This is a genomic window from Rhizobium sp. TRM95796, from assembly GCF_025779995.1.
GTDB lineage: Bacteria > Pseudomonadota > Alphaproteobacteria > Rhizobiales > Rhizobiaceae > Rhizobium_E.
Genome location: NZ_JAOXHE010000001.1, coordinates 891,034 through 910,342 on the forward strand (window position 1 = coordinate 891,034; position 19,309 = coordinate 910,342).

The 19,309-nt window shown below is 61.7% G+C and carries 22 protein-coding genes; 13 read left to right on the forward strand and 9 right to left on the reverse strand.

Going from position 1 to position 19,309, the window contains the following annotated elements; all coding sequences use genetic code 11:
- Nucleotides 1-73: 73 nt before the first annotated feature.
- Nucleotides 74-460: a hypothetical protein gene (locus tag OCK01_RS04210; RefSeq protein WP_263822823.1), complete on the reverse strand. Its 387-nt coding sequence runs from the start codon at nt 458-460 to the stop codon at nt 74-76.
- Nucleotides 461-764: 304 nt separating this feature from the next.
- On the opposite strand from OCK01_RS04210, the gene greA reads away from it, so the two are divergent.
- The 4 genes from greA to OCK01_RS04230 all read left to right on the forward strand — a co-directional run bounded on the left by greA (nt 765) and on the right by OCK01_RS04230 (nt 4,285).
- Complete coding sequence (gene greA, locus OCK01_RS04215; protein ID WP_182828842.1) at nt 765-1,241, forward strand: transcription elongation factor GreA; 477 nt, start codon at nt 765-767, stop codon at nt 1,239-1,241.
- 9 nt (nt 1,242-1,250) lie between these two features.
- Complete coding sequence (locus OCK01_RS04220) at nt 1,251-2,303, forward strand: glycosyltransferase family 4 protein (protein ID WP_263822824.1); 1,053 nt, start codon at nt 1,251-1,253, stop codon at nt 2,301-2,303.
- A 175-nt stretch (nt 2,304-2,478) separates the two neighbouring features.
- A complete protein-coding gene (locus OCK01_RS04225; RefSeq protein WP_263822825.1) occupies nt 2,479-3,366 on the forward strand; it encodes a 3-deoxy-manno-octulosonate cytidylyltransferase in 888 nt (295 codons plus the stop codon).
- Between the two features lie 88 nt (nt 3,367-3,454).
- Nucleotides 3,455-4,285 (forward strand): glycosyltransferase family 2 protein, encoded by an 831-nt coding sequence (locus OCK01_RS04230; RefSeq protein ID WP_263822826.1) that lies wholly within the window; start codon nt 3,455-3,457, stop codon nt 4,283-4,285.
- 18 nt (nt 4,286-4,303) lie between these two features.
- On the opposite strand, the gene OCK01_RS04235 is transcribed toward OCK01_RS04230, so the two are convergent.
- From OCK01_RS04235 to OCK01_RS04250, 4 genes are all read right to left on the reverse strand, one after another.
- Complete coding sequence (locus OCK01_RS04235; protein ID WP_263822827.1) at nt 4,304-5,209, reverse strand: glycosyltransferase family 92 protein; 906 nt, start codon at nt 5,207-5,209, stop codon at nt 4,304-4,306.
- 65 nt (nt 5,210-5,274) lie between these two features.
- Entirely contained in the window at nt 5,275-6,204 is a 930-nt protein-coding gene (locus tag OCK01_RS04240; RefSeq protein ID WP_263822828.1) for a glycosyl transferase, read from the reverse strand.
- 61 nt (nt 6,205-6,265) lie between these two features.
- Nucleotides 6,266-7,759 carry a TRAP transporter large permease gene (locus OCK01_RS04245; RefSeq protein ID WP_182828837.1) on the reverse strand — a complete coding sequence of 498 codons (1,494 nt, stop codon included), beginning with the start codon at nt 7,757-7,759 and terminating at the stop codon, nt 6,266-6,268.
- A 12-nt stretch (nt 7,760-7,771) separates the two neighbouring features.
- Nucleotides 7,772-8,311, reverse strand: coding sequence for a TRAP transporter small permease subunit (locus tag OCK01_RS04250; RefSeq protein WP_182828836.1), 540 nt, complete (start codon nt 8,309-8,311; stop codon nt 7,772-7,774).
- 289 nt (nt 8,312-8,600) lie between these two features.
- Between OCK01_RS04250 and trxB the strand changes: the two genes are divergently transcribed.
- Nucleotides 8,601-9,575, forward strand: a complete 975-nt coding sequence (gene trxB, locus OCK01_RS04255; RefSeq protein WP_182828835.1) for a thioredoxin-disulfide reductase — start codon at nt 8,601-8,603, stop codon at nt 9,573-9,575.
- Between the two features lie 35 nt (nt 9,576-9,610).
- On the forward strand, nt 9,611-10,507 hold the full coding sequence (locus tag OCK01_RS04260; RefSeq protein WP_182828834.1) for a LysR family transcriptional regulator VtlR: 897 nt from the start codon (nt 9,611-9,613) through the stop codon (nt 10,505-10,507).
- A 418-nt stretch (nt 10,508-10,925) separates the two neighbouring features.
- Here OCK01_RS04260 and OCK01_RS04265 read toward each other — a convergent pair whose 3' ends face one another.
- Nucleotides 10,926-11,798: an EF-hand domain-containing protein gene (locus OCK01_RS04265; protein WP_263822829.1), complete on the reverse strand. Its 873-nt coding sequence runs from the start codon at nt 11,796-11,798 to the stop codon at nt 10,926-10,928.
- On the opposite strand from OCK01_RS04265, the gene OCK01_RS04270 reads away from it, so the two are divergent.
- On the forward strand, nt 11,797-12,120 hold the full coding sequence (locus OCK01_RS04270) for a hypothetical protein (protein ID WP_263822830.1): 324 nt from the start codon (nt 11,797-11,799) through the stop codon (nt 12,118-12,120). The genes OCK01_RS04265 and OCK01_RS04270 overlap by 2 nt on opposite strands.
- Nucleotides 12,121-12,133: 13 nt before the next feature.
- On the opposite strand, the gene OCK01_RS04275 is transcribed toward OCK01_RS04270, so the two are convergent.
- The gene (locus OCK01_RS04275) at nt 12,134-13,336 is read right to left on the reverse strand and encodes a pyridoxal phosphate-dependent aminotransferase (RefSeq protein WP_263822831.1); all 1,203 of its coding nucleotides are present in this window, start codon (nt 13,334-13,336) and stop codon (nt 12,134-12,136) included.
- A gap of 182 nt (nt 13,337-13,518) precedes the next feature.
- Between OCK01_RS04275 and OCK01_RS04280 the strand changes: the two genes are divergently transcribed.
- From OCK01_RS04280 to OCK01_RS04295, 4 genes are all read left to right on the forward strand, one after another.
- Nucleotides 13,519-14,463: an EAL domain-containing protein gene (locus OCK01_RS04280; protein ID WP_182828831.1), complete on the forward strand. Its 945-nt coding sequence runs from the start codon at nt 13,519-13,521 to the stop codon at nt 14,461-14,463.
- A gap of 124 nt (nt 14,464-14,587) precedes the next feature.
- Nucleotides 14,588-15,472 (forward strand): DMT family transporter, encoded by an 885-nt coding sequence (locus OCK01_RS04285; protein ID WP_263822832.1) that lies wholly within the window; start codon nt 14,588-14,590, stop codon nt 15,470-15,472.
- A gap of 359 nt (nt 15,473-15,831) precedes the next feature.
- A complete protein-coding gene (locus tag OCK01_RS04290) occupies nt 15,832-16,047 on the forward strand; it encodes a cold-shock protein (RefSeq protein WP_137155803.1) in 216 nt (71 codons plus the stop codon).
- A gap of 177 nt (nt 16,048-16,224) precedes the next feature.
- On the forward strand, nt 16,225-16,764 hold the full coding sequence (locus OCK01_RS04295) for a BA14K family protein (RefSeq protein ID WP_263822833.1): 540 nt from the start codon (nt 16,225-16,227) through the stop codon (nt 16,762-16,764).
- Nucleotides 16,765-16,829: 65 nt separating this feature from the next.
- Here OCK01_RS04295 and OCK01_RS04300 read toward each other — a convergent pair whose 3' ends face one another.
- Together OCK01_RS04300 and OCK01_RS04305 are read right to left on the reverse strand one after the other, a co-directional pair.
- Nucleotides 16,830-17,474, reverse strand: coding sequence for an MBL fold metallo-hydrolase (locus tag OCK01_RS04300; protein WP_263822834.1), 645 nt, complete (start codon nt 17,472-17,474; stop codon nt 16,830-16,832).
- Nucleotides 17,475-17,585: 111 nt separating this feature from the next.
- Nucleotides 17,586-17,750, reverse strand: a complete 165-nt coding sequence (locus OCK01_RS04305) for a hypothetical protein (RefSeq protein ID WP_182828829.1) — start codon at nt 17,748-17,750, stop codon at nt 17,586-17,588.
- A 326-nt stretch (nt 17,751-18,076) separates the two neighbouring features.
- Between OCK01_RS04305 and OCK01_RS04310 the strand changes: the two genes are divergently transcribed.
- The gene (locus OCK01_RS04310; RefSeq protein WP_263822835.1) at nt 18,077-18,547 is read left to right on the forward strand and encodes a MarR family winged helix-turn-helix transcriptional regulator; all 471 of its coding nucleotides are present in this window, start codon (nt 18,077-18,079) and stop codon (nt 18,545-18,547) included.
- 5 nt (nt 18,548-18,552) lie between these two features.
- Complete coding sequence (locus OCK01_RS04315) at nt 18,553-19,254, forward strand: response regulator (protein ID WP_263823155.1); 702 nt, start codon at nt 18,553-18,555, stop codon at nt 19,252-19,254.
- Nucleotides 19,255-19,309: the final 55 nt, after the last annotated feature.

Sequence of the window (19,309 nt, forward strand, 5' to 3'; positions counted from 1 at the left end):
CGTTTTGCATGTCGGGACCAAAGGAAGCGGCGAGGTCGTGTCGCCGCTCACGCTCACAGGGGTTCGGCCGTCCTCAGCGGCAGACGCGAACGCGCTTGATGTAGACATTGCCCCAGGCGTCGGTGCGATAGACCTTCTTCTTGAAGCAATAGGGCGAGGCGTAGACCGGGCCGCCGATCACGATGCGCGGGCCGCCCCAGTAATAACCGCGATAGCCGCCATAGCGCCAACCGTCGTGTCGCCAGTGCCGACGATCGCCGCGCCAGTCATGACGGTCGACATGGCGGCGGTCGCGATCGCGAAAGCCGGGATCGCGACCGCGATCACGATGGGCCTCGCTTCTTTCGCCGTGATGACGCCAGACCTCTTCGCTGCCGCGACGATCGCTGGCGGTGGCGACGCCAGTGAGGGACAGGACGGCGATCAGCGCGGCGGATGCGGTGATGATGAACTTTTTCATGTGGCTCTCCAGCAGCCTTGCAAGTCGATGATGACTTTCTACACGCCGATGCTTGAACCGCCTTTGAATGACGCGTTCATCTTGCAGTCAGAATTCGTTCCGACCCCGACCTCGCGCTTACCCGGCGGACGACCTCGAAAGATGTTCCATCGGCGGCTGCAAAATAATTTTCTCGCATTTTCGATGACAGTTCTGCTATACACACCACAGTCGATTTTCTGGACGGTTCTGAAGTTTGCGCTTCCGGGACCGTTTTCTTTTTGTGCCGGCGAGACCGGCGCAAGGTAATGCTGAGGACGATGAGATGGTAGAAAAGGTACCGATGACGCCCCGCGGTTTTGCACAGCTCTCCGAAGAGCTGCGCTGGCGCCAGCAGGAAGAGCGCCCGCGGATCATCGAAGCGATTTCCGAAGCGCGCGCCCATGGCGATCTGTCGGAAAACGCGGAATATCACGCCGCGAAAGAGGCGCAGAGCCACAATGAAGGTCGCGTCGGCGAACTCGAAGATCTGATCGCCCGCGCCGAGGTGATCGACCTCACCAAGATGAGCGGCGACAAGATCAAGTTCGGCGCGACCGTCAAGCTGATCGACGAGGACACCGAGGAAGAGAGAACCTATCAGATCGTCGGCGATCAGGAAGCCGACGTGAAGTCCGGCCGCATTTCGATCTCTTCGCCCATCGCCCGCGCGATGATTGGCAAGGAAGTCGGCGACATGATCGAAGTCAACGCGCCTGGCGGCGCCAAGGGCTACGAAATCATCGGCATCGCCTGGGGCTGAGCCCCCGCCATGAACATCCGCGAGATCGAGATCATCGCGCCGCATTTCAAGCGGCGCCTCTCCGGCGTGACCACCACGGTGGTTCAACTCGCGCCGAAGCAGGTCGAGGCGGGCGTCAAGCTCGCCACGCTCGGGCCCGGCCTGCCGGCGACCATGCCCCGCATCGGTTTTCTCGATCTCCTGGCCTGCTGGAAACGACCGGCGAGCGGCCGAAAGCGCATCTGGCACGCCCGCCGCAACAACGAGATGCTGGCGGGCCTGGTCCTGCGCGATATCCTGCGCATGCCGATGCTGCTGCTGTTCACCTCGGCCGCCCAGCGTAGGCACTCCCGTTACACCAAATGGCTGATCTCGAAGATGGACGCGGTCGTCGCCACGTCAGCGCGCTCCGGCTCCTATCTCGATGTTCCCCACACCGTGATCATGCACGGCGTCGACACCGACGTCTTCCGTCCTGTCCGGGCGGACGACGCCGATCCTGCGCCGGCTCTCGACGGCAGGTTGATCATCGGCTGCACCGGCCGCGTGCGGGCGCAAAAGGGCACCGATCTGTTCGTCGACGCCATGATCGCGCTTCTGCCGCATTACCCGGCCTGGACGGCGGTGATCGCCGGACGGGTGACGTCGGAACACGAAGGTTTCGCCGCCGATCTTCGCGCCCGGATCGACCGAGCGGGCCTCAAGGATCGTATCCGCTTCATCGGCGAAGTCGACGACATCAAACCCTGGTATCGGCGTTTTCAGCTCTTCGTCGCTCCGTCTCGCAATGAAGGATTTGGACTGACGCCGCTCGAAGCCATGGCGTCGGGCGCGCCCGCAGTGACTTCGGACGCCGGCGCCTATGCCGAAATGATCGTGCCCGGGCGCACCGGCCTCGTGGTTGCAGCCGGCGACGGCGAGGCTTTGAAACACGCCATAGAACCCTATCTGGCAGACCCCGAGCGCGCCCGCCGCCATGGCGAATACGCGGCCCGTCATGTCCGCGAGACCTTCGCCATCGCCAATGAGGTCGAGGGCTTGAACGGGGTTTACGCGCGGCTATTTCTGAAAAGCAGCCCCTGACCGCAACGCACGCACATCCGCGGCAGGCTTTCTCACGCGATCTCGGATGAGAGCGCGCCCATATCAATGCACTTTTTGATAGAAATTCTTGACATCGCCGACGAGTCGAGGAACTTTTGGAACTGAAAATAGTTGATGAAAGTTGTTTGTTTCGCGCGCGCAGGAACTTCCATCGATGCAGGTCGCTCCTTACGTCTTTTCGCCCCCTACTCTTGTGACGCCCACAACCGCGGGCTTGCGAGAGGACATCGAATGGAGCGCCTTCTTCTCCAATTTTCAGACGATCGTGCTGGTCGCCAACAGTGACGACCAACGCTTGAGCGAAATCCTGCGCGACCCGCCGCCGAAACCGCTCTATGTCTTTTTCAACAAGATCGATCGCGTGCTCGACACCCCCTTCCCGCATGATTGCGTGCTGGTCACCCGTTGCAATACGGCAGGGTCTGAAGTGGTTTACCGACGTCGGCTGCCGGGCATGATGCGATTGATGCCGGCGCCATTCTTCAAGGGTGTGATCAATCTGCGCGCCGCATCGCGCGAACGGCTGAACCGTCCTGAGGAATTTGACGAGATTCCCGCAGGTTTCCTCGATCTCACCGAATTTATGGAAAGTTTCTACCCGCCGCAGCACACGGCGAGCAGCGGCTTCGCGATGACGGCGTGGTTGAAGCATGTCGCGCCCGACATCGATGTGCGGCTGACGGGATTTTCCGGCGAACGTGGCTTCAAGTGGAAAGTTTTCCACATCCATGACTGGACCTTCGAGCAGACCGCGCTCCGGCTGATGGAGAAGGGCGGACTGATCCGAAACGACGTGCCGCGTGAGCAGGATCCATACCCTGCCTTCTTCCGCCATTTTCCGCAGTTGGACCGCGACGATGCGCGCAGCGAAATGCTGCTGGTGCTGAGCGAGAAGCTCGAAAAGGCCAATAAGCGGATCGATAAGCTCATCTCCGCCACCGCGCCCCTGCGATTGTTCTACGACGGATGGCGGGCGGTGAAATGGAAGTCCAAAAAGAACCGCGTTCTCGACAAGATCAGGAAGGAGGGGTTGCACGGATAGCGCAACCCGGCTTAGAGACGCGATTGAGACATCAAGACGTCAAAGTTCGATCATAACGGGCGACGGTCATATGTCGCGGAGAACCGGATTGAACACTCGCAACCTTCTGATCGCTGTCTTCTCCTACAATATGGGCGTGACGCTCGAAAACTGTCTGTCGTCGATCGCCGAATTGTGCCCCGGTTTCGACGTGGTCGTCATGGACGACGCCAGCGGCGATCCGGTGACGCAGGCGGTGCTGGAGCGCTGGCGTCCGCGGCTGAAGGGCGTGTTCACCAACACGTCCTCCAAGGACGGCAAGCGCCACGGCAATCTCTACGCCAATATCCGCCAGATGTGCGATTATGCGCGCGCGAACGGCTATCGCTACCTGATGATGCTCCAAGACGACATGCAGTTCGTCCGTCCGCTTTCGCAGGATGTTCTCGACCAGTATCAGCGAATCTTCGACGCCAATCCCAAAGTGCTGCAGGTCGATCCGCGCTTCCTGCGCCGCGGCGAATTCGAAGTCCTGCCGGCGCTCAGGGCCTATCGCTATGACAGCGGCACCTCCTATGCCGACGTCGGCGTCACCGATCTGGAGAGGCTGGCCGAAAGCGGCGTCGAGATCGGCGAAGGCGAACGCGCCAACAAGCACGCCTTTGCCGACAAAGGTTATCAGCGCTACTTCCCCTTCACGCCGGTGGCGATGCATATGCCCTTCCCGCAGCGCTATCGCAACGGCGCGCTCAAAAGGTCTCTCCTGCTGTGGAACCGCGGCAAATACGGCTATCATCCGATGACGGCGGCCGAGATGAAAGCGATGGATGCGCGCGACCTCGCGGTCTATCCGCATTTTCGCCGCTTCCTCCGGGTCAAAAACATGATCCTCGGCCGGATTTTCTATCGTCTCAAGAAGGATACCTCCGTCTTCGGCTGAAGCCGGAGGGTTTCCGCGTCAGAGATCGACGCCGCGGCGATCGAGAAACTCGACCATGGCCCGATCTTCCACGGTGTCGATCTCGATATTGGCGACGGCTGACAAGACGCGTTCGTTATAGCGCTCGCGCGACGCCGGCGACGCCGGGCCGCGCTTCAGCTTCTCCTCAAGATCCTGTCCGGACTTGCTGTAATAGTGGTTGAGCTGCAGATAGCGGGCGCTGTAGAACTCCGGCTTCTTGCGGCCCTTGCGCGTGAAGGTCTGTCCCGCGTCATTGGCGGTCATTTCGCCATGCTCGACCGTCTGGAACTGGTGGATGCTGACCTCCCTGACGGCGCAGGGGTCGACGATGCATTTGAAGTTGCTGGCGTTCTTCAGCTTGCTGAGCGGATCGCGCGCGCGAATGAGGTAGTTGCGCAACACGCCGCCCTCGGGCCGCGCCTTGTGACCGCCGGTCCCGAACATGTGCCAGGGCAGCGAGATATTGGGGAAACCTTTGGCGCCGGCGAGCGCCTCCATCACCGTATCGCCCTGCTTGGGCAACAGAAACTCGTCGGCGTCGATGAAGGCCATGCGCTCGTAACTCGCGCCGAAATTCAGAATTGCATGGGAAAAGGCGATCGCCTGGCTGTTCAGCAGATTGGCGCTCGATACATCCGTCATCCGCCCCGCCCAGGGCATGATGGTCGCATGGCTGCCCGCGACATCGCGCACGATCTCCGCCGTGCCATCCGTCGAGCCGTCGTCATAGATGTAGAAATGCCGAACGCCGACGGCGATATGAAACTGCAGCCATTCGCCGATATAGCGGCCTTCGTTGCGCACGCAGGCGGCGATCGCGAGGCCGGAGCGTCCAGCCGCCGGATGCGGCGGCGTGATCGCGAGATGTTTGGTGTAGGGAAGTTTTTTCCCGAAGAGACCCATATGGATATTCCTGCCCGTTGCGGCGCGTTTGTCGTGCGCTGCGTCACCACCATTTCCGCCTTCTGTCAAGCCGAGGGTGGCGGCGTCAGCGCAAAGCGATCGTCATAGCCGAAGCCTGCGGCGCGAAGCGCCGATACGGGCGAATAGTTGGTGACCGCAACGCCTCTCGACAAGGCGATCTCGCGCGCCAGCGAAAGATGCGCGACGATCTTGTCCTGAGCGCGGGCGACGCCGGTGAACGCGACCTTGCCCGCCTGCTCGTTGAACCGCTCCGCGCCGGCGACCGCGTTGGAGATGTCGACGCCCAGCAGCCCGACGCGTCGAGGACTGCAGGCGAGCGCGAACTGCATGGCGCTGACCGCCACCGAGCCGGCCTTGAATACGCCCTTGTCGGGCGCCGACGAGAAACCTGTGGCGCCGTCGTCCGAAAGCCGGACCCAGTTCCGGCTGCGCAACTCATCCCCCGATAAGGCCGCGTCGCGGAGCGGCTTGCGCGCATCGAACAGCGCGACGACGCGCTTGTCGGCGAGCCATCGGCCGTCGAGTTCGCAGATGGCGCGGATGACCTCGGCCGAAAGGATCGCCACTGCGCCGGCGGGAACCTTCGCGATGATGTCGTGAAAATGCCGCCAGACGAAGCGTTCGTCTTCCATCACCACCGCCAGGGGCTCGCCCACGGGTCCACCGATCAGGCTGATGGCGCCGTTGAGCAGCAGAGCCGATCTATCGGGAAGACGGGACAGGTCCTGGTCGCGCAGAGACGGGCCGGAACCGATGACGAAGACCTCGTCCGAAGCGCGCTCGGTGAGCGCCTTGAGAGCCATGGCCGGCGCTACGGCCCGTCCATGGTAGCGGATCACGCCCGCGGTTCCCTCATCGGCGGGCTCGATGTCCAGCCCGGGAAACCATTCCTGGAAATGCGCCCGCCGCCTGCCGCCGATGAGGCGCCAGGCGAGCCGGATCAGCGTTCGGCGCAAGGGGCGGTTCGGGGTCATGACCGGGCTCCAATCTCATGGAGTCCGCCATAGCAGCAGCGCTCGATCTTGGCCAGCGGCCTCAATTCACCTTCGGCGGTCCGTCGAGCGGCGAAAGGCCACCCGGCAAGCCGGGCAATCCGCCGGGCGCCGGCAGGCCCGGCAGGCCGCCCGGAGCTGCGTTCGGATCGCCGCCGAGCGTCGGCAGGTCGATCTTGATCTCGATCGTGTTGGGATCGATCTTCGGCCCATTGTCGAGCCAATGGGTCACCAACTCAGGCCAGAAGATCACCACCACGACCATCAGAAGCTGCAGCCCCACCCACGGCAGTGCGCCCAGATAGATGTCGGAGGTCTTCACCGACGGTGGCGCGATGCCGCGCAGGTAGAACAACGCGAAGCCGAACGGCGGGTGCATGAAGCTGGTCTGGATGTTGACGCAGAGCAGCACCCCGAACCAGACGAGATCAATGCCGAGCGCCGCCGCCACCGGCGCCAGCATCGGCACGATGATGAAGGCGATCTCGAAGAAATCGAGAAAGAAGGCAAGGAAGAACACGAAGATATTGACGAAGATCAGGAAGCCCAACTGGCCGCCGGGCAGCCCGGTCAGCAGATGTTCGATCCAGCGCGAGCCGTCCATACCCTGGAACACCAGGCTGAACACTGTGGAGCCGATCAGGATGAACACCACCATGGAGGTGATGCGCATGGTCGTGTCCATGCCTTCACGCACCAGCGCCCAGGTCAGGCGGCGGTTGAGCGCCGCCAGCACCAGCGCGCCGACAACGCCGAGAGCGCCGGCTTCGGTCGGCGTGGCGAGCCCGAGGAAGATCGTGCCGAGCACCAAAAAGATCAGCACGATGGAGGGGATCATGCCGAGCAGGATGGTGCGGATCAGCTCCGCGTCGAGCTTGCCGCGTTCTTCCTTAGGGATCGGCGGCATCATCTGCGGACGGAAAATGGCGATCAGCGCGATATAGGCGATGAACACCGCGATCTGCAGCATCGAAGGGCCGATGGCGCCGCGATACATGTCGCCCACCGACTTGCCGAGCTGATCGGCAAGCACCACCAGCACCAGCGACGGCGGCACCAATTGCGCGATGGTGCCCGAGGCGGCGATGACGCCGGTCGAGAGCTTCATGGAATAATTGTAGCGCTGCATAATCGGCAGCGAAATCATGCCCATGGTGATGACGGAGGCCGCCACCGTGCCGGTGATGGCGCCCAGCACGGCGCCGACGACCACGACCGCGAAGGCCAGCCCGCCAGGCACGCCGCCGAACAGACGGCCGGTGCCTTTGAGCAGATCTTCGGCCAACCCGCATCGTTCCAGGATAGAGCCCATGAAAGTGAAGAAGGGGATGGCCAACAGCAGTTCATTGGAAATGATGCCGTAGAAGCGGAACGGCAGGCTCTCCATGAAGGCCGGTTCGAAATGGCCGGTGGCGATACCGATGGCGCCGAAGAAGAGACCCACGGCCGCCAGCGAGAAAGTGACGGGAAATCCGTAGAGCATGAACAGGATCATGCCGAGAAACATAGCGGGCGGGAGAATGCCGAATTCGAACATGGACGTTTCCCCTCACTGCATCGGTTTTTCGTAGGACGTGTCGATCTGCGACAGGCCCTGCAGCGCCGCGATGCGCTTAATCAGTTCGGAGAATCCCTGAATAGCCAGCATGCCGAACCCGACCACCAGCAAGATCTTCGCCGGCCAGCGGGTCAGACCGCCCGCATTCAGCGACTGCTCATTGCCCACGAACGATTGATAGAAAAACGGCCAGCAGAGATATGTGAACAGGATGGTGACGGGAAACAAGAACACAATGAGCCCGATAATATCCACCCAGAGCCGGGCCCGCGGTCCAAGCATGCCGTAAACCAGATCGACGCGAATATGCGCGTTCATTTTCAGTGTCTGCGAGGCGCCGAGCAGAACTATGCCCGCGAACATATACCACTGGATTTCCAGCCAACCGTTCGAACTCATCGAAAAGAGATAGCGCACAATCGCGTTGCCGGCCGAGATCAGGGCGCAGAACAGCACGAGGTAACTCGCGACCTGTCCGAATTTTCTGGAAACGGCGTCGATGCCGTTGCTCAAGGCGAGCAGAGCTTGCATGCGTCCTCCACTTATATCGTCGTCCGATCTTCGCCGGACATCGTTTCCCCGAAACTTGCATATCGGATGCGGCTCCTGCTGGAAAGACGGAAGGTTTAAGACGAAAGGCTAATACAACGGATCTTGCACATTTTCCCCAACCGGCCGGGGCGCGGTCCGCATCCGCGCCAGAACTCGGCAGCCAAATCGGTGGAAATCGCGGCGCGCCCTTGAATATCCATGCGTTCCATTCATAGATAGGCGCAAAAGACCGCGTCTGCGGTCGCACTCTCTCCAAGGATTTGTTGGAATGTCCGCTCGTCACACCAAGGTCTTGATCATCGGCTCCGGCCCGGCCGGCTACACCGCCGCCATTTATGCAGCCCGCGCAATGCTGCAGCCGGTGCTCATCGCCGGCATGGAGCAAGGCGGCCAGTTGATGATCACCACCGATGTCGAAAATTACCCCGGCTACGCCGACCCGATCCAGGGCCCCTGGCTGATGGAGCAGATGCTCGGCCAGGCCAAACATGTCGGGGCCGAGATCATCAACGACCTCGTCACCTCGGTCGACCTGTCCAGCCGCCCCTTCCATGTGACCACGGATTCCGGCCAGGCCTGGATCGCCGACACGATCGTCATCGCCACCGGCGCCAAGGCCAAGTGGCTGGGCATCGATTCCGAGAAGAAGTATCAGGGCTTCGGCGTATCCGCCTGCGCCACCTGCGACGGCTTCTTCTATCGCAACAAGGACGTGATCGTGGTCGGCGGCGGCAATTCCGCCGTCGAGGAAGCGCTGTATCTCTCCAACATCGCCAAGTCGGTCACCGTCGTGCATCGCCGCGACAGCTTCCGCTCGGAAAAGATCCTGCAGGAACGCCTGTTCCAGCGCGAGAACGTCTCGGTAATGTGGAACAGCGAGATCGCCGAGATCACCGGCGAGCAATTGCATCCGCCGATGCCCGCCTCGGTCACCGGTGTGAAGATCCGCAACGCCAGGACCGGAGAAATCACCGAACGGCCGATCGACGGCTTGTTCGTGGCGATCGGTCATGCGCCGGCCACCGAACTCTTCGCCGGCCAGCTGCGCATGAAGCCGAACGGCTATCTCTGGACCGCGCCGGATTCGACCGCGACGAATATCGAGGGCGTGTTCGCGGCCGGCGACGTGACCGACGACACCTTCCGCCAAGCGATCACCGCCGCCGGCATGGGCTGCATGGCGGCGCTCGAAGCCGAGCGCTATCTGGCCGGTCATTTGCACGTGGCGCAGGCGGCCGAGTAACAATGCGGGCCGCATCAGGCCATCTGGGGGAATGAATGTCGCTCGACTGGGACAAGCTGAGAATTTTCCACGCCGCTGCGGAAGCCGGATCCTTTACCCATGCCGCCGACAAGCTGCATTTGTCCCAGTCCGCCATCAGCCGGCAGGTCAGCGCGCTGGAAGCCGAGGTCAACACCAAGCTCTTCCATCGACACGCCCGCGGCCTGATCCTCACCGAACAGGGCGAACTGCTCTACCGCACCGCCCATGACGTGCTGATGAAGCTCGAAATGGTCAAGGTCCAGCTGACCGAGACCACGGAAAAGCCGACCGGCCGGCTGCGCATCACCACCACGGTGGGTCTCGGCCAGGGTTGGCTGACCGACAAGGTGCAGGAATTCCTGAGTCTCTATCCCGACATGCAGGTGCAGTTGATCCTCGACAACGAGGAGCTGGACGTGAACATGCGTCACGCCGATTGCGCCATCCGCCTGCGCGAGCCGCAGCAATCGGACCTGATCCAGCGCAAGCTGTTCACCGTGCATATGCATGTTTATGCCGCGCCGTCCTATATCAGCCGCTACGGCCAGCCGCAGTCGATCGAGGAGCTCGACCAGCATCGCATCATCACTTTCGGCGAGCCCGCGCCGAACTATTTGCTCGACGTCAACTGGCTGGAAATCGCCGGCCGCCCCGAAGGCAGTCCGCGGTCGCCGGTTCTGCAGATCAACAGCCTGACCTCGATCAAGCGCGCGGCGCTGCTGGGCATCGGCATCGCCATGCTGCCCGATTATATCGTCGGGCGCGATCCCGGCCTGGTGCAACTGGTGACCGATGCCGACATCCCGTCCTTCGACACCTATTTCTGCTATCCCAGCGAGATGAAGAACGCCGCCAAGCTGAAGGTTTTTCGCGATTTCATCGTCGCCAAGGCGCGTAACTGGAATTTCTGAGACCGCTGTAGAAGACGGCGATCGACGCCGATCGATCGAAAAGACGGCGCCGGACGAAAATAATCAGCATGAAAAGGTTTTTTTCGAGTGTGGCGCGTCTTTGTGCCGCAGCCAAAAAACACGTCATTTCAACCAATTGGAAACGGATCACTAACTATCATGCATGTTTTGCATGGCTGACATGCGCATCGAGTCCTTGCGCAATGCACATTTAAACATCATATCGCACACAGCTGATGCACATGGCGGTTTTCCTCCCAGTGCCGCCGTATCAGCTGTTCCCCTCTGGAGGTTTAAATTACCTTCACAACTATAAAGGGCCCGAGATTTCTCGTGGCCCTCTTTTTTTGCCCAAAATTCCCGCTCACGAAAACGGCCCCCGTGAGGGAGCCGCCGGTCTCTTTGGTCTGCGAGGCGATCAAGCGCCCGTACTGTCGGTCTCGGTGGTGGTGGTCGTGTTGAGCGTGTCGAGAATGGACTGCACATCCGAGACAGCCGAAGACGACGACGAGGAGGAGTCGTCGTCATCGTCGTCGCCGCCGATCGAGATGCGGGTGTTGGCGATGAAGCTTTGACGCGCGCTCTCGAATTCATCCAGCGTCACGCCGCCGCTCGAATCTTCGTCGAGAGCGTCGAACAGCGAGGCGGAGTCTTCATCGCTGACATCGTCAGGCTTGGCTGCGGCCAGTTCCTCGGCGCTGACAACGCCATCCTGGTCAGTGTCGAGCGCATCGAACACGGTGCTCGTGTCATCCTCGTCGGAGCTTCCGCCAGAAGGCGGCGGCCCCATCGGCGCAGAGCTCTCCATGCTCGAGCTGAACTGCTCTTCGGTGATCGATCCCGTGCCTTCCGTGTCGATCGTCTTGTAGAGTGTCAGCGCGTCCTCCTCGCTCATTCCGTCGGGACGGGCCGAGACAAATTCCGCCTGGGTCACGCTGCCGTCGGAATCAGCGTCCATTTCGTTATAGGCGTCCGACGACGAGAAGCCGAAGGACGAGCCGGATTGCATCTGCATCATCACGGCGACGGCATCGCCCGACATCCGCGAGAAGGGATCGGACGAGGACATGCCGCTCGTCATTTCGGTTTCAGAGACGGAGCCGTCGCCATCGCTGTCGAGCGAGGAGAACAACTTGCTCGACTGCTTGGAGGTAACGTCCGACGGCTTGCCCGCCGTGAATTCGTCCGACGACACCTTGCCGTCGCCATCGCTGTCGAGCTTGCTGAAGTTCGACTTCATCGAGGTCTGGTAATAATTATAGCTGCTGCTGGCAGAGGAAACACTGGTCATGAAGACCCTCCTTTTGGGTCGCCCGTTGCGCCTGAAGAGCGCGCCGCCGCGTCGAGAGCTGGCCGGCCGCCGCCTGAAAGCCGGTTCACGTCCTGTGTTTTCGCCTGACGACGCATCGCTCGTGATCGATGTTCCGGAACTGACTACAAGGAACAGGATCGGGCTAACCCGATTTGTGGAACAGCGTCAAAGCCCGGGAAAATGGAGACTTTTCGAAAAGCAGGGCGAAGGGAGAAAATCGACAATCCCACCCGCCACACGCAATGCGCGGGTTTTACAAATGCACGAAAAAGGGCGCGCCGGCTTCGACGCGCCCTTGTGAATGTCGTTGTCTTTCAGCGGCAGGCGGCGCAGAAGCGCTGAATGCGGCGGCAGGCTTCTTCGAGCTGGGCTTCGGACGTCGCGTAGGAGATGCGGAAATTGGGGCCGAGGCCGAAGGCCGAGCCATGCACCACGGCCACGCCTTCGGATTCGAGAAGCTCGGTCACGAAATCCTCGTCGGTGGCGATCACCTTGCCGGTGGGCGCCGTCTTGCCGATCAGGCCTGCGCAGGACGGATAGACGTAGAAGGCGCCTTCCGGCGTCGGGCAGGACAGTCCCGGCGCCTGGTTGAGCATGGAGACGACCAGATCGCGCCGACCCTGGAATACCTTCTTGTTCTGCTCGATGAAATCCTGCGGACCGTTCAGCGCCTCGAGCGCAGCCCACTGGGCGATCGAATTGGTGCCCGAGGTCTGCTGGCCCTGGATCATGTCCATCGCCTTGATCAGCTGCAGCGGGCCGGCGGCATAGCCGATGCGCCAGCCGGTCATGGCGTAAGCCTTGGAGACGCCGTTCATGGTCAGCGTGCGGTCGTAAAGGCCGGGTTCGACTTCGGCAGGCGTCGCGAACTTGAAGTCGTCGAAGGTCAGGTGCTCATACATGTCGTCGGTCAGCACCCAGACATGCGGATGGCGCATCAGCACGTCGGTCAGCGCTTTGAGTTCGGCATGGGTATAGGCCGCGCCCGACGGGTTGGACGGCGAGTTGAAGATGAACCACTTGGTCTTGGGCGTGATGGCATTTTCCAGGTCTTCCGGCTGCAGCTTGAACTTGGCTTCGATCGTGGTGTTGACGAACACCGGCGTGCCGCCGCACAGCGCCACCATTTCCGGGTAGGACACCCAGTAGGGCGCGGGGATCACGACTTCGTCGCCCGGATTCAGCGTCGCCATCAGCGCATTGAACAGGATCTGCTTGCCGCCGGTGCCGACGATCACCTGGGCCGCGGTGTAGTCGAGATTGTTCTCGCGCTTGTACTTCCTGGCGATGGCTTCACGCAGCTCGACGATGCCGGCGACGGCCGTGTATTTCGTTTCGCCGCGATTGATGGCGTCGATCGCCGCCTGCTTGATGTTGTCGGGCGTGTCGAAATCGGGCTCGCCCGCGCCGAGGCTGATGACATCGCGCCCCTTCGCCTTCAGCTCGCGCGCTTTCTGCGCGACGGCGATGGTTGCGGAGGGCTTAACGCGGGACAGAGCGTCGGCGAGGAAGGCCATTTCTGAATTCCTTGTCTGAGAGGCAATAAAAGGCACGGACTTATAGGCCCCGCGCCGGTCGGGATCAAGTCGACCGCGACCGGCAAAAGCCTGATATTCCGGCGCGCTGGACCCCATTTAAGGCTATAGTAACGGTCGTCTGCTACAACTACCGGGAATGTCATCAACTCTGCCGGGACACAATGACAGCAAGCAGCATCTTTTCCAAACTCAGCCGCCAGAGCGATGGGTCCTGGACTGCGGCTTACGGACCCTTCGTGCTGCAATCGGCCTTGCAGCCGATCTTCAGCCAGGACGCCGAGGGACATTTCGAAGTTCAGGCCTTCGAGGGACTGATCCGCCCCAGCAGGGGCGGAGATCCCGTGCGTCCCGCCGAGTTCTTCCCGGCCGTGACCCGCGACGACAAGGGCATGATCGACAGCCTCTGCCGCACCCTGCACATTTTCAACACCGGAGCGCTGGGTCGCGCCCGCGCCAAGCTGTTCGTCAATTTTCATCCGGGTCTCTTCGTGACCGACGCCGACATCCGGCGAGAAGTCGAAATGATGCGGCTGGCGGCCAATGAGGCCGGGCTCACGCCCAAACGCGTCGTGTGCGAAATCACCCAGAAGGAAAACGACAGCGCCGACATGCTGGCGCATTTCGTCGAGGAACTGCGCGCACGCGGCTTCATGATCGCCATCGACGAATACGGCGCCGATGAACGCGATGCGGCCCGCATGAAGCTGCTCAAGCCGGATTTCGTCAAATTCGAAGCGTCCTGGGTGAAGGAATTCCTCGAGAATTCGGCCGGCTACGCGCTGCTGGGCGTCATGGTTCGCCAGATCAAGGATCAGGGCGCCGTGCCGATCTTCGAAGGGCTCGAAGATCTCAGGCAGGCGGATCTCTGCCAAAACCTCGAAGTGCCGCTGCTGCAGGGCTATGCGCTGGCGCGCCCGGAAATCGCCCCGACCAGTTTCAACGACGAATTTCCCGAAACGAACGACGCCGCCGCCTTCGACACACGCCAGTCCCAGGAGCTTCAGCGATACGATCCGGCTCTGCATATGCCCAAGTCGATCTATTCGGCGCCGCCGCAGCTGGGCGGGCTTCGTCGCGCGACGGCCTTCGGCAAAAGGACGCGCTGATCGGGCGCCGCAGCGTCGCATCACCGGAACTGATGGTTCCGGCCGTCAAATTGCACAAATGTAAAATTGCTCTCGGGGTCGCGAACGCGTATCAGCAGGGATCAGCAGTCCCTCCGAGAGCGCCATGTCCCGTCTCAACGCCAATCTCATCCTCGTCCTGACCGCCGCCATCTGGGGCGCCGGCTTCGTCGCGCAGGACAGCGCCATGGCCCATCTCGGCGCGCTCTGGTTCGTCGGTTTGCGCTTTCTGCTCGCTTTCTTCGTGGCCTTGCCCCTTGCGCTTCGGGAGCACCGGCGGGTGACCGCTCCTCTCGCCCGCAAGGAGCTGCTCACATTCGCGCTGATCGGCCTCGCCCTGTTCGGCGGCGCCAGCACCCAGCAACTGGGTCTGCTCACGACATCGGTGACCAATTCGAGTTTCCTCACCGGCCTTTATGTGATCATCGTGCCGATCATGAGCGTGATCGTGTTGCGCAAGCTGCCGCATTGGATCGTCTGGCCGGCGGCGCTGCTTGCGACCACCGGCATCTATCACCTCAGCGGCGGAGATCTCTCCAAGCTGACCGTCGGCGATCTCCTGACCATCGTCTGCGCCCTGTTCTGGGCGACGCAGGTCCTGCTCGTCGGCATTTTCGCGCCTGGCAGCGAAAGGCCCATGGCGCTTTCCGCCGTCCAGTTCCTCGTCTGCGCCTTGGGCGGGTTGACGCTGGCGGCGTTTCTTGAGCCCATCGCCGGCAGCGACATTGTCGACGCCGCGCCGGAGCTTCTCTACGCCGGCCTGTTTTCCTCCGGCGTCGCCTTCATCCTTCAAGTCGTGGGGCAACGCTGGACCACCGCGCCGCAAGCGGCGATTTTCCTGTCGAGCGAGTCCTTGTTCGGGGCTCTGTTCGGAGCAATGCTGCTCGGCGAGCGCATGGGATGGGTCGGCTATATCGGCTGCGCCCTCATCTTCGTTGCTATGTTGCTGGTGGAACTCGTACCGGAATTTACAAAAAAACGCCGGCTATAGTAGCCGCGTGAAATAACCTTTAGATTTTTGCTTCAATCGCGAGCATGGCGTTCCGTTGCGGCAGCCGGGACATCACGTTTCGTGCCAATTTTGCATCAAACGTGAAAGTTTTGCTTGCCAAAATTGGGGATTGCCCGCAATCTCACCGCGTTCGGGCAATTTGCGAACAATGGGAAAACCTTGAGAATAACGCGCCGGAGGCGCAATAAGCTCCGGGTGTGTGGGAGACGGGTCGCCGATACCCATTCACGATAGTAGGACCTTTCCTCTAGTCGAAATATGCCTGCCAGCCCCTACGGGTTTCATGACATGCTGTCCGAACGCGCAAATAAGGACAGAGAGGAAAAGGGAACTGCTCCATGGCCGAAACTGGCACCGTTAAATTCTTCAACACCGACAAGGGTTTTGGGTTCATCAAGCCGGACAAGGGCGGCTCGGATATTTTCGTCCATATCACGGCAGTGCAGGCGTCGGGCCTGACCGGGCTGACCGAGAACCAGAAAGTTTCCTTCGACACCGAGCCCGATCGCCGCGGCAAGGGCCCGAAGGCCGTCAACCTCCAGGTGACCGGCTGATCCAGCCGCGGTTCAACCGTGTTTACGCGTGAGCGTCGCCGCCGAAATCCGGCGGGCGGCGCTTCTTTGTTGATGACCGGACGTCACTTTTTCTCCTCATTTCGTTCAGCCACGGTTCATTGATCCGATCCTAGGGTCGCGCCATTGAAATTCGACTGTTGCCCAAGAGGGAAAACGATGAACCGTCTTGTCAAATCCGCCATCCTCGGCGCAGCTGCGCTTGCCGCAACCGCGGGCTCCTTCCAATTCGCGAGCGCCGGCGGTCGTGATTATTACTGGCGGCACGCGCCGCGCCATCACCATCATGGCGACGCCGTCGCAGCCGGCGTGATTGGTCTGGCGGCCGGCGCCATCATCGGCGGCGCGCTGGCCGCCGATCCGGAACCGGAGGTGATCTATCGTCCCCGCCGCGTCTATGTGGAACCGGAGCCCGTCTATGTCGAACCGGCGCCGCGTCGCGTCTATGTCGAACCGGCGCCCCGAGACGTCTACGCCGAGCCCGATACGCTGGACGAAGACTACGCCGCGCCGGCGCAGGATGAGGACTATTATCCCGCGCGCCCTGCCCGCAGACAGGTCGACGCCTCCGCCGCGACGCTTCAGCCCTGGACCGCGCGCTGGCGCGCTTATTGCGCGGAGCGCTACCAGTCCTTCAACGCCCGCACCGGCACCTATCGGGGCTATGACGGCCAGGATCATTTCTGCACCGGCGCATAACCACAGTCGAATGAATGAGAAAAGGCCCCTCCCGGGGCCTTTTCGCGATCCGTTCGGTCTCGACTTCAGAGGCCCTTCAGGAAAGGATTGCTCCGACGCTCGTCGCCGATCCGGCTGCCGGGCCCATGGCCGCAGATGAAGCCGACCTCGTCTCCGAGCGGGAAGACCTTGTCGCGGATGGAGTCCAGCAATTGCTGGTGATCGCCGCCCGGCAGGTCGGTGCGGCCGATCGAGCCGTTGAACAGCACGTCGCCGAGATGGGCGAAATTCTGGTCGCGGTTGAAGAAGATGACATGCCCCGGCGAATGGCCGGGCGCGTGATAGACCTCGAACACATGCTCGCCGAAGGACACGGTGTCTCCCTCGTCGAGATAGCGGTCGGGCGTGCAATTGCGCATGCCGCTTGCCCCGAAGGCGCTCATCCGCGCCTCGATCTGGTCCATCAACGGCTGGTCCGCCTTATGGGGGCCGATGATGTCGACGCCCAGCGCCTCCTTGAGCTCCATTGCGCCGCCGGCGTGATCGAGGTGACCATGGGTGATCCAGATCGCTTCGAGTTGGATGCCGTTTTCCTGCAACGTCTGCAGGATCACCTCGACGTCGCCGCCGGGATCGACGATCACGCCCTTCATCGTATCCTGATCGAACAGCACCGTGCAGTTCTGCTCGAAGGGGGTGACGGGAATGATCCCCGCTTGCAGCTTGGCCATGCGCCTACTCCTGATTCATGCTCCGGAGGGCGATGATAAAACATGCCGAGAGATATTTGTCGCCTGCCGCGCTTGCCGGCGCTGCAAAAAGATCTCTACCTGCGCCGTCGATCAGATGTCGGCGTCGGCCATTTCCATCGTGTTGATCGGCGATGCGCCCAGGCTCGCGGTGGTGATCAGGAGCGCGAAGACGCTCATGCTGAACGCAGCGACGATGGCGACCAGAGGGCGAAGTTGACGGGCAACGGAAACGTCCGGATTGCTGATATGATTCATGGCTTTAAGTCCCTATCCTTGCACTGACCGCAACGCGCGGCGACGAAAATGGCTCCCCGACAGTCGCAAAAAAATTCGATGTGTGACGTCACCGGGGGAACAGGCGGCGGCGCGGTCCATCGCTGGTCATCGACAAGGCCATGATGTAACCTCGCTGGGAAAACGGCGGGCAGGCTCAATCTATTCGTCGTCTGCCCGAAAACAGACGTTTTGCGCATGCGCGACGATTTCGGACGATAAGGGCTGGAAATTGCGTCAGTGATGCTGACATAACATCCCGGCGCGACGAGCGGCAAACGCGGTGACCAAGAATGAAGGCAGACAGGATGGACGTAGCGGCTGATCTCGTGACCGATCGCATGGATGGCGGCGGCGATATCGATTTCGAGATGATCGAACTGCTGTTCTTCGCCTATCGCGATTTCATCTCCGACCCCGACGCGATCCTGGAAAAGAGCGGCTTCGGCCGCGCGCATCACCGAGTGGTCCATTTCGTCAATCGCCGTCCGGGCATGACGGTGGCGGATCTGCTCGACACGCTCAACATCACCAAGCAGTCGCTCGCCCGGGTGCTGAAGCAGTTGATCGATTCCGGCTACATCGCCCAGCGGGAAGGGCCGGACGACCGCCGCCAGCGACGGCTCTATCCGACCCAGGCGGGCCGCAGTCTCGCCCTCGCCCTCGCACGGCCGCAATCACGGCGCATCGCGGGCGCTCTCGGCGGCGCCGACGACGAGACGCGCGGCGCCGTTCTCGCCTTTCTGAAGGGCATGTGCGACAAGGAGGACCAGCCGTGACCGAGATGCGAACACTCGACGACGACGCCCCGCATCTGCTGATCGTCGACGACGACCGGCGCATCCGCGAATTGCTGCAGAAATTTCTGGCCGGCAAGGGCTTCCGGGTCACGGTGGCCGCAGACTCCGCCGAGGCGCGCCGCAAGCTCGAAGGCCTCGATTTCGACCTGATGGTGGTCGATGTGATGATGCCGGGAGAAAACGGCATCGCGCTGACGGGCTCTCTGCGCGACATCCGCAATATCCCGGTGATCCTGCTGACCGCGCGATCGGAAGCCGATTGGCGCATCGCCGGCCTCGAAGCGGGCGCGGACGATTATCTCGCCAAGCCGTTCGAACCGCGCGAACTGGTGCTGCGCATCAACAATATCCTCAAGCGCTCCACCAATCCGACCAAGCCCAAGATCGACCAGCTGATTTTCGGCCCGTTCAACTTCAATCTGGTCAAGAAGGAGCTTCGCCGCGGCGCATCGATCATCGGCCTCACCGGCCGCGAGCAGGAGATCATGATGATCTTCGCCGCCAATGCCGGCCAGACTATTCCGCGGCACGAACTCTCCGGCGGCGGCGGCGATGTCGGCGAGCGCACCATCGACGTTCAGATCAATCGCCTCAGGCGCAAGATCGAGGACGATCCCGCCAATCCGGTCTGGCTGCAGACGGTGCGCGGCATCGGCTACAGACTGTCGCTGGACCAGAACGGATGAGCGCGCCCGAGGCTTCGGACGACGCCCTGCGCCCCGTCTATTGCGAGGGCGCCTT

What these genes read in the sequence shown, in the direction of transcription:
- OCK01_RS04225 (WP_263822825.1), top strand. Translation starts at nt 2,479, where the DNA reads ATGCAGGTCGCTCCTTACGTCTTTTCGCCCCCTACTCTTGTGACGCCC.
- OCK01_RS04235 (WP_263822827.1), bottom strand. Translation starts at nt 5,209, where the DNA reads ATGGGTCTCTTCGGGAAAAAACTTCCCTACACCAAACATCTCGCGATC.
- greA (WP_182828842.1), top strand. Translation starts at nt 765, where the DNA reads ATGGTAGAAAAGGTACCGATGACGCCCCGCGGTTTTGCACAGCTCTCC.
- OCK01_RS04210 (WP_263822823.1), bottom strand. Translation starts at nt 460, where the DNA reads ATGAAAAAGTTCATCATCACCGCATCCGCCGCGCTGATCGCCGTCCTG.
- trxB (WP_182828835.1), top strand. Translation starts at nt 8,601, where the DNA reads ATGTCCGCTCGTCACACCAAGGTCTTGATCATCGGCTCCGGCCCGGCC.
- OCK01_RS04290 (WP_137155803.1), top strand. Translation starts at nt 15,832, where the DNA reads ATGGCCGAAACTGGCACCGTTAAATTCTTCAACACCGACAAGGGTTTT.
- OCK01_RS04275 (WP_263822831.1), bottom strand. Translation starts at nt 13,336, where the DNA reads ATGGCCTTCCTCGCCGACGCTCTGTCCCGCGTTAAGCCCTCCGCAACC.
- OCK01_RS04270 (WP_263822830.1), top strand. Translation starts at nt 11,797, where the DNA reads ATGAAGACCCTCCTTTTGGGTCGCCCGTTGCGCCTGAAGAGCGCGCCG.
- OCK01_RS04260 (WP_182828834.1), top strand. Translation starts at nt 9,611, where the DNA reads ATGTCGCTCGACTGGGACAAGCTGAGAATTTTCCACGCCGCTGCGGAA.
- OCK01_RS04305 (WP_182828829.1), bottom strand. Translation starts at nt 17,750, where the DNA reads ATGAATCATATCAGCAATCCGGACGTTTCCGTTGCCCGTCAACTTCGC.
- OCK01_RS04265 (WP_263822829.1), bottom strand. Translation starts at nt 11,798, where the DNA reads ATGACCAGTGTTTCCTCTGCCAGCAGCAGCTATAATTATTACCAGACC.
- OCK01_RS04295 (WP_263822833.1), top strand. Translation starts at nt 16,225, where the DNA reads ATGAACCGTCTTGTCAAATCCGCCATCCTCGGCGCAGCTGCGCTTGCC.
- OCK01_RS04315 (WP_263823155.1), top strand. Translation starts at nt 18,553, where the DNA reads ATGCGAACACTCGACGACGACGCCCCGCATCTGCTGATCGTCGACGAC.
- OCK01_RS04280 (WP_182828831.1), top strand. Translation starts at nt 13,519, where the DNA reads ATGACAGCAAGCAGCATCTTTTCCAAACTCAGCCGCCAGAGCGATGGG.
- OCK01_RS04250 (WP_182828836.1), bottom strand. Translation starts at nt 8,311, where the DNA reads ATGCAAGCTCTGCTCGCCTTGAGCAACGGCATCGACGCCGTTTCCAGA.
- OCK01_RS04220 (WP_263822824.1), top strand. Translation starts at nt 1,251, where the DNA reads ATGAACATCCGCGAGATCGAGATCATCGCGCCGCATTTCAAGCGGCGC.
- OCK01_RS04240 (WP_263822828.1), bottom strand. Translation starts at nt 6,204, where the DNA reads ATGACCCCGAACCGCCCCTTGCGCCGAACGCTGATCCGGCTCGCCTGG.
- OCK01_RS04245 (WP_182828837.1), bottom strand. Translation starts at nt 7,759, where the DNA reads ATGTTCGAATTCGGCATTCTCCCGCCCGCTATGTTTCTCGGCATGATC.
- OCK01_RS04285 (WP_263822832.1), top strand. Translation starts at nt 14,588, where the DNA reads ATGTCCCGTCTCAACGCCAATCTCATCCTCGTCCTGACCGCCGCCATC.
- OCK01_RS04310 (WP_263822835.1), top strand. Translation starts at nt 18,077, where the DNA reads ATGGACGTAGCGGCTGATCTCGTGACCGATCGCATGGATGGCGGCGGC.
- OCK01_RS04300 (WP_263822834.1), bottom strand. Translation starts at nt 17,474, where the DNA reads ATGGCCAAGCTGCAAGCGGGGATCATTCCCGTCACCCCCTTCGAGCAG.